Here is a 7955-nt window from a genome sequence, read left to right on the forward strand (position 1 = left end):
TCGGCTGCACCCCCGGCCAGGTCGTCCGGGCCTGCGCCGGACAGGCCCTAATTCCGGCCGCGGCCGGAATTAGGGCCTGTCCGGCGCAGGCCCGGACGACCTGGCCGGGGGTGCAGCCGACCGCCTTGAGGACGCCGATCCGGCGTGTGCCCGTGGCCACCGCGCCCGCGACCACGTTGCCCACGATCAGTACCGACATGACCAGCCCCAGCACCCCGAACGCGACCAGGAACGGCACGAACAGCGCGGTGTCCCGGGTGGCGATCTTCTTCACCCCCAGCCAGGACTGCGCCCCGGTCAGCGACTTCGAGGGCAGCGCGGCCGTCAACGCGGCGCGGTCCTGGGCCAGTTGGGCCGAGGTGCCGGCATGGGCGAAGCGGTACAACATCTGGTAGCCGCCGACCCTGCCGGACGGCGTCAACTTCGCGATCTGCGACGGGAGTACCCAACCGTCGGCGGTACGGCTCACCGAGCGGGCCACTCCGACCACGGTCAGCGTCGGGCTGCCGGGCAGATCCGGGAACTCCAGTTTCTGGCCGAGCTGTACCTCGGGTCCGGTGTCCGCCGATACGACGAGCTCGCCGGGCTTCTCGGCCCAACGGCCCCTGAGTACTGCCACTTTGTCGACCGTGCCGCCGGACGTCGCCCGGCCCGCCAGTGCGAGTGGTGCGCCGTCGTGCCCGCCGAACCCCGAGGTGACCGTCGCGGTCGGGAACGGACCGGCCGCCGCCGTCACCCCCGACGCCCGTGCGGAGCCGGCGAGTTGGGCGGTCGTGGCCCGGCTCGCGTCGAACTGCGCGGTCAACTGAGCCCCGTGCTGCCGCTCGAAGGCCTTCTCGAACGGCGCCTCGGACGACACGAGCAGCGCACCGCCGAGCACGGACGCCGCCACGGCCAGCAGCGTGGCCAGCCCGATCACCAGCGTCTGCACCCGGCGCCGCGCCATGCCCGAGCCGATCACCCTCCCCAGCGCACTCATCGGACCGACCCCGGCTCGGCGGCGGCGCCGGACGTGCCGGCGGGGACGAGCCCGCCGTCCGCCGTGCTCGTGTCGGACGTGATGCGGCCGTCGGCGAGCCGCACAGTGCGCCGGGTGCACGACTCGGCCAGCGCCAGGTCGTGCGTGACCACGAGGATCGTCTGACCGTCGGCGTTCAACTCCCGCAGCAGTCGGCTGACTTCCTCCCCGGACGCGGAGTCCAGTGCGCCGGTCGGTTCGTCGGCCAGGAGCAGCGCGGGACGGTTCATCAACGCCCGTGCCACCGCGACCCGTTGACGTTCACCACCGGACAACCGGCCCGGGAAGGCGTCGGCATGCCGGGCGATACCGAGCGACTCCAGCAACTCGGCCACCCTGCTCCGCGACTCGCGCCGCCCGAGGCCCGTCAGCCGGGCGGGCAGGGCCACGTTGTCGGCGACCGACAGATCGTCCAGCAGATTGAAGAACTGGAACACCATCCCGATCCTCGCCCGCCGATAACGGGCCGCCCCGGCCTCGCCCAGCCGGTCGACACGTACGCCGTCCACCGTGACCGTCCCGGAGTCGGGCCGGTCCAGACCGGCGACGAGGTTCAGCAGCGTCGACTTGCCGCTGCCCGACGGTCCGAGGACCGCGACGGCCTCACCGGCCCGCACGCTCAGTGACGCGTCCTCCAGCGCGGGCGGCCCGCTGCCGTAGCGGCGGCTCACATCGAGGAGTTCGATGAGGGGTGTTGTCATGGTGGCCTTCTTCAGGGTGAGTTGCTCGGATCGGGCGCCTCCGACGCTAGGAACACCACCGCCCGGGGCGCGCCGGTCGTCCGGGGTAATTGCCGTACCGCACTGGGCCGATGGCCAGCGATCTCATCCCTGGGATGTAGCCGCGGGATGTAGGCGGCCCGTCCGCCGGAGGGATTCCGGGGGGTGCCGTCACCCGGGACAATGGGCACGTGACGGTGGGAGAGGAAGTTCCGGTCCGGCTGCGCCGGGCGGCCCGGGCGCTGCTGCGTCCCGGTGGCCTGCTGCCGCGCCCCACAGGGCAACAGCGGCTCGTCGACGCCGCGTTGGCGCTCGTGCTGACCTTCGTGGCGATGCAGTACGCGTGGGGCGACGGCTACGACGAGGCCCACCGGCACCGTATGACCGGCCTGGTGACCGTCGTGTTCCTGGCCTCGGCCGCGCTGGCGTGGCGGCGCCGCTACCCGCTCGCCGTGCTGTGGATCGTGACGGTCGCGATGGCACTCACCCCGGACGACGTGGCCCGACTCACCTTCTACTCCTGCGTCATCGCCGCCTACAGCGCGGCGGCCTACAGCCCCCACCGGCTGCCCACCCTGGCGAGCCTCACCGTGACGATCGTCCTCATCAGCAGGTCCGGCGCCACGGGTCCGCCCAACCCGTACGCCTACGTCGCGCCCACCGTGCCCACCCAGTACGTCGCCCTCTTCATCTCGGCCCCGCTCGTCGTGGCCGCCATCGGCCTCAGAACCTGGAAACTGCGGGCGGCCGAGACCCACACCCGGCTGACGGCGGTGGAGAACGCCAGGACCGAGGAGCTCCACCGGGCCGTGGAACACGAACGCGCCCGGATCGCCCGCGAGTTGCACGACGTCGTCACGCACAACGTCAGCGTGATGGTCATCCAGGCCGGTGCCGCCCGCAAGATCATGGAAAAGTCCCCCGACCGGGCGCGCGAGTCGCTGCTCGCGGTCGAGGCGGGCGGCCGGGCGGCGATGGGGGAGCTGCGGAACGTGATGGGCCTGCTCACGATGGACACCGGCGCGGGCGTGAACGCGGCTGCCGGTGCGGAACAGGGCTTCGAGCGTGGCGAGTTGGAGAGTCTCGCCCCGCAACCCGGTCTGGACCGGCTGGAAGCGCTGGTCGGCCGGGTACGCGGCGCCGGAGTGCCGGTCGAACTGACCGTCTCCGGAGCCCCTCGCCCGCTGTCCCCGGGAGTCGAACTGGCCGCGTACCGCGTGGTCCAGGAGGCCCTGACCAACACGGTGAAGCACGCCTCCGGGGCCGACGCGCGGGTCCGGGTGTCGTACGGCGACGACGAACTCCACGTCGAGGTCACCGACACCGGCGGCAGGCCCGGCCCCGCCGCGGCCACCGGCAACGGCCGCGGACTGATCGGTCTGCGCGAACGCCTCGCCGTCTACGGCGGCACCCTGCGCAACGGCCCCCGTCCGCTGGGGGGTTACCGGGTGCAGGCCTTGATCCCGGCAGTCCCGGTACTTCCCCTGGAGGACTCGTGAACCGTGCGCCGCGCGTCGTGGTCGCGGACGACCAGGCCCTCGTACGCACCGGCTTCCGGCTGATCCTCGACGCCGACGGGATCGAGGTCGTCGCCGAGGCGACCGACGGCGCCGAAGCAGTCGAGGCGGTCCGGCGCACCCGGCCCGACGTGGTGCTGATGGACATCCGGATGCCCGACATGGACGGCCTGGAGGCGACCCGGCGTATCCTCGGCGGCTCCGTGGACGCACCGCGCGTGGTCATGCTCACCACCTTCGACCTCGACCACTACGTCTACGCGGCGCTCGCCGCCGGAGCCAGCGGCTTCCTCCTCAAGGACGTCACACCGGAACACCTGGTGGACGCCGTCCGCACGGTCCGGGCCGGCGACGCCCTGCTCGCCCCCGCCATCACCCGCCGCCTGGTCGAGCGATTCGCCCGCCGCGGCACGGAACCCCCGTCCCTGCACCGGGACTTGGCCGCCCTCACACCCCGCGAACTGGACGTCCTGCGCCTCCTCGCCCAGGGCCTGAGCAACACCGAACTCGCCACCGGACTCCACCTGTCCGAGGCCACGGTGAAGACCCACGTCTCCCACATCCTCGGCAAACTCACCCTCCGCGACCGCGCCCAGGCCGTCGTCGTCGCGTACGAGACGGGGCTTGTCAGTCCCGGGTCGTACGACGCCCGCGGGGGATCGTACGACCCGGGTGGGTCATCGGTCGCTGGACAGCGCTAGCAGATCGGCGAACAGGCCTCCTCCGGCGGCGAGTTGGTCGTAGGTGCCCTGTTCCGCGATCCGGCCGTGGTCCATGACGAGGATCCGGTCGGCGATCTTGGTGTTGACGAGCTGGTGGGTCACCACGATCGTGATGCAGTCGCCGGAGAGTGCCTTGATCCTCCGGAGGATGGTGTGTTCGCCGCGGGCGTCCATCTCCGAGGTCGGTTCGTCCAGGATGAGCAGTCCCGCTCTGCGGTAGAGGGCGCGTGCGCAGGCCAGGCGCTGCCACTGTCCGCCGGAGAACTCGCTGCCGCCCCAGACGTCCCGGGCGAGCAACGTGTCCAGTCCGGCGGGGAGTTGGTCCACGGCCTCGGTCAGGCCGACCGCGTCGATCGCCTCCCGGACCAGGGCGTCGCCGTCCTCGCGCGGCTGGCCGAGGGTGACGTTGTCCCGTACCGACAGCGGCCACTGTGCGAAGGACTGGGGCACAAGACCGGACCGGACCCAGAGGCTGTCGGGGTCGAGACGGGCGACGTCCTCGCCGTTCCAGGAGACCGTGCCCTTGTCGGCCAGGAAGATGGCGGCGAGCAGCCTGACCAGGGTGGACTTCCCCGACCCGTTCTCGCCGACCAGCGCGAGGATCTCGCCCTGGCGCACCGTCAGCGACACCCCGGCGACGGCCGGGGCCTCCTTGCCCGGATAGCGGTAGACGGCCTCCTCCACCCGGATCTCCGTGACCGGCCCGGTGACCGTCGACTCGCCCCGATCGGGGGCGTGTCGGTCGGCGTAGTCGAGGAACGAATCCATGTCGGCGAGATAGAGCGAGGTGTGGAACATGGCCGCGCCGTAGATGACGACCTGGGAGAGCGCACCGAGGGTGGTCTGCACGGCGACGACCGCGGTCCCGGCGATCGCCGGCTCGATCCTCCCGGTGCTCACCAGCCACGCGAGCGCCGCCCAGGTCGCGACGAGGAAGATCCCGCCGATCGCCGAACTGGCCAGCACGATTCTCAGCATCCGGGGAGCGGCGGTCAGGGTGCGGGCGTCGATCCGCTCGGAGATCGTCCGGTACCAGAAGTCGAGATAGCCGGTCATGGTGTTGGCGCGGATCTCGTCGGTGAACTTCGCGCTGGTGGCCCAACCCCGCAGGTTCTGGCGGACGTTGCGGTCGCCGACGTTCGCGTAGTGCGTCTCGTAGGTGACCCGGGCGTGCAGCACGGCGCCGACACCGGCCGGGACCACGGCGAGCAGGAGGAGAGGCAGCAGCAGTGGGTGCAGCACCGTCAGCACCCCGCTCGCGGCGGCCATCCGGATGACGGCGGCGGTGAGGCGGGTGGCGTCCTGGACCATGACGTGGCTGCGGACCACGCCCATCTCCGCGGCCTCCTGCCGGTCCGCGCACCCGTCCTCGGCGCGCGCGGCCGCCTCGATCCGGCACACCGCCGCCACCAGCGAACTGTCCGCCTCCGTGGTCAGCACCGGTGTGATCCGGCCATCGGCGTACGACGACAGCGCGGTCGCCGTCCTGCCGGTGACCGCGGCCAGGGTGATGACGAGGAGCGCGGGCAGCGCCTGGTGGAGGCGGTCGGGCACCGGGCCGGTGCCGAAGACCGCGCGCATCGCGTGCGCGGTGGCCGTGAGTTGGACCGCGGCGCCGGCGCCCACGGCCAACTGGCAGCCGACCAGCAGCAGTACGGCCTGCCGGTCGATGGCCCAGGCCATGCGCGCGGTCCGTGCCAGCACGGACGGCAGCCGCCGTACCATCGCCGCGAACGCGGCCTCCTCCAGCGGGTTCTTGCTGTACTTGCCGCCGTAGCGCAGCTCGGCGGGTGGTGGAGGCGCGACTCGCCCCGCCCCCACCGCCCTTGGGGACACCGTCGGCCGGGGAGCGGAGCTCACACGCCCACCTCGCTCTTGAGCCGGTCCAGTGCTGTCCGGGCGGTGTCCACTGCCGCCCGGTCCGCGCGGACCAGGCCCTCGGCCAGCGACCGCACAGCGTGCAGGCCCGTCAGACAGCGCAGGGCCTGCCGCTCCTCGGCGCCCAGCGTGCGGCCGTAGCCGTCGAAGAACGCGGCGCGCACGCGCGGCCGTTCGGCCCACAGTCCGTAGGCGAGGTGGACGAAGTCGACGACGACCGGGGCGAAACGCGCCCGGTCGAAGTCCTGGAGGGCCGGCCGCGCGGTGCCGGACCAGCGGAGGCCGGCCTCGATGCCGCCTCCGTGGATGAAGCCCATGGGCAGCCTGTCGAGGACGCACAGGTGGTCGGCGAGCAGCATGACGAACTTCTGGTCCTCCGCCGACAGTTGGTCACCGGCCGCCTCGGCATGGCGTGGCGCCGCGTCGGCGAGACGGGACAGGTGCGCGGCTGCCTCACTGCGCGCGGTGGTGGTGGGCCGTCCGGCCTGGTGCAGTTCGGCGACGAGCATCCCGGCCCGCCAGTACACCGCCTGCAACGCGGTCTCCGTCAACCGCACCTGTGTCAGGGGTGCGCCGGGCAGAGCGGTCAGGATCATGGCCAGGTGCCGGGCCGAAGTGGCCACCAGGCGGGGCGCGTTGCCGGGACCGAGGGCGGGCACGGCGTGCCGGTGGGCGAAGGTCTCCCGGGTGAAGGCCCCGGGCGACGGCGCGGTCTTGAGGTGGAAGCGGGCGTTGTCGGACCCGCGCACCACATGCCATACGGCCGCGGGCGACGAGCCGGGCGGGAGACGGCGTACGCCGGTGAGCGGGCCCAGGGTCTTCTCGGCCCACGAACGGAGCGGGGACGCAAGGAAGTTCGGGTCGGTCATGCCCCCCACCTCGGTGTCGGACGTGACATATCCGCGACGGGCGACACGGCGGCACTGGCACCGAACGTCGTACGGGGACCGGCGGCCGCCCGAGTGACCTCGGGCCGTCCGGGGACGGGATGGGCGCAGACGACGGGGTTGGGGTTGGGGTTCATGGTTCCTCCAGAGGTCGATCAGGTGGGCGAACGGGCGTGGACCGGTGGCGGTGTACGGAGGCCACCGGAAGGATCACCAACTGGGCTGCTTACAGGCCGGGTTGGGGACGACTGATGATGACCGGGACAACGAGCCCGCCGCTGGTTTCGAACACGCGTGTTTGAGTCGCTTCCCTGCCCCGTGGTTGCGGGGTGCCCCGGTCACGCACCCCCGAATTGCGGGGCCGAGGGGGGTGCCGGTCGTGGCCGAATCGCCGCCCACCTTTCCATCGACTCGAAGACGCGATGGACTCCTGTTGGCGAGATGGAGTCTCATTGGCGAGCCGAACCCGGGGGAGGCTGAGACGCCTGCCGGGCGCAGCGGTACGGGCTCCTGGGCTGAGTCCCGTATGTGAGCCTCAGTCGCACAAAAGAAACGTGATAGCATGTGATCATGGATATCTCTCCCGGCGAGCCGGTGCTGTCGCTGCGGGAGCGCACGCGGCTGGCCGTCAAGGCGCAGGTCGCCGAGATCGCGCTGGAGATGTTCCTGTCGCGCGGCTTCGAGCAGACCACGATCGAGCAGATCGCCAAGGCCGCCGGTATGTCCCGGGCGACGTTCTTCCGCTACTTCCCCACCAAGGAGGACGTCCTCCTGGTCATGACGGAGGACCACTCCCGGCACGCGCAGGACGCCCTTGAGCGGCGGCCGGACGACGAACCGATCTGGACGGCGCTGCGGCACGCCCTGGAGCCCGCCGTCCGGCAAGGCAAGGACAGTGCCGCCGCACTCCAGACGGCCCGGGCGATCGTCCAGTCGCCCTCGGTGCGCAGCCGCTACCAGGAGCGCTATCTGCAGATGCGCGAACTGCTGCGCCCCGAGGTGGTCCGCCGGACCGGAGCGACGGGCGACCCGGGCGCGTCGGCTCTCATCGCCGGCGCCCTCGGCTGCCTCGACGCGGCCATCGAGACCTGGGTCGAGCGCGACGGCACGGTGCCGCTGCCGCAGCTTCTCGACCAGGCCATGGGCGCGGTCCACCCGCTCGCCCCATAACCGCCCCACCTGCCGCGCGCCCCGGTGCCCGGAGCCCCCGAGCG

Annotated in this window: 6 protein-coding genes and 1 pseudogene; 3 read left to right on the top strand and 4 right to left on the bottom strand. The window is 72.1% G+C overall.

From position 1 onward, the window contains the following. Together JHN45_RS49030 and JHN45_RS49035 are read right to left on the bottom strand one after the other, a co-directional pair. Window positions 1-979 (bottom strand): annotated as a pseudogene (locus JHN45_RS49030) (ABC transporter permease); the annotation flags it as partial. Next, window positions 976-1719 carry an ABC transporter ATP-binding protein gene (locus tag JHN45_RS49035; RefSeq protein WP_200717180.1) on the bottom strand — a complete coding sequence of 248 codons (744 nt, stop codon included), beginning with the start codon at window positions 1717-1719 and terminating at the stop codon, window positions 976-978. The pseudogene JHN45_RS49030 and the gene JHN45_RS49035, both read right to left, overlap by 4 nt. A 209-nt stretch (window positions 1720-1928) precedes the next feature. Here JHN45_RS49035 and JHN45_RS49040 point away from each other — a divergent pair, with 209 nt between their 5' ends. Both JHN45_RS49040 and JHN45_RS49045 read left to right on the top strand, forming a co-directional pair. Beyond that, window positions 1929-3236 carry a sensor histidine kinase gene (locus JHN45_RS49040; protein WP_200717179.1) on the top strand — a complete coding sequence of 436 codons (1308 nt, stop codon included), beginning with the start codon at window positions 1929-1931 and terminating at the stop codon, window positions 3234-3236. After that, the gene (locus JHN45_RS49045; protein WP_200717178.1) at window positions 3233-3955 is read left to right on the top strand and encodes a response regulator transcription factor; all 723 of its coding nucleotides are present in this window, start codon (window positions 3233-3235) and stop codon (window positions 3953-3955) included. Before JHN45_RS49040 ends, JHN45_RS49045 begins: the two co-directional genes overlap by 4 nt. Here JHN45_RS49045 and JHN45_RS49050 read toward each other — a convergent pair. Further along, window positions 3932-5836, bottom strand: coding sequence for an ABC transporter ATP-binding protein (locus tag JHN45_RS49050; RefSeq protein WP_307783428.1), 1905 nt, complete (start codon window positions 5834-5836; stop codon window positions 3932-3934). The genes JHN45_RS49045 and JHN45_RS49050 overlap by 24 nt on opposite strands. Continuing rightward, on the bottom strand, window positions 5833-6723 hold the full coding sequence (locus JHN45_RS49055) for an aminoglycoside phosphotransferase family protein (protein ID WP_200717177.1): 891 nt from the start codon (window positions 6721-6723) through the stop codon (window positions 5833-5835). Before JHN45_RS49055 ends, JHN45_RS49050 begins: the two co-directional genes overlap by 4 nt. Before the next feature lie 588 nt (window positions 6724-7311). On the opposite strand from JHN45_RS49055, the gene JHN45_RS49060 reads away from it, so the two are divergent. Further along, window positions 7312-7911, top strand: a complete 600-nt coding sequence (locus tag JHN45_RS49060) for a TetR family transcriptional regulator (protein WP_200717176.1) — start codon at window positions 7312-7314, stop codon at window positions 7909-7911. Window positions 7912-7955: the final 44 nt, after the last annotated feature.

Source organism: Streptomyces sp. MBT53, assembly GCF_016654115.1.
Taxonomy (GTDB): Bacteria; Actinomycetota; Actinomycetes; order Streptomycetales; family Streptomycetaceae; genus Streptomyces.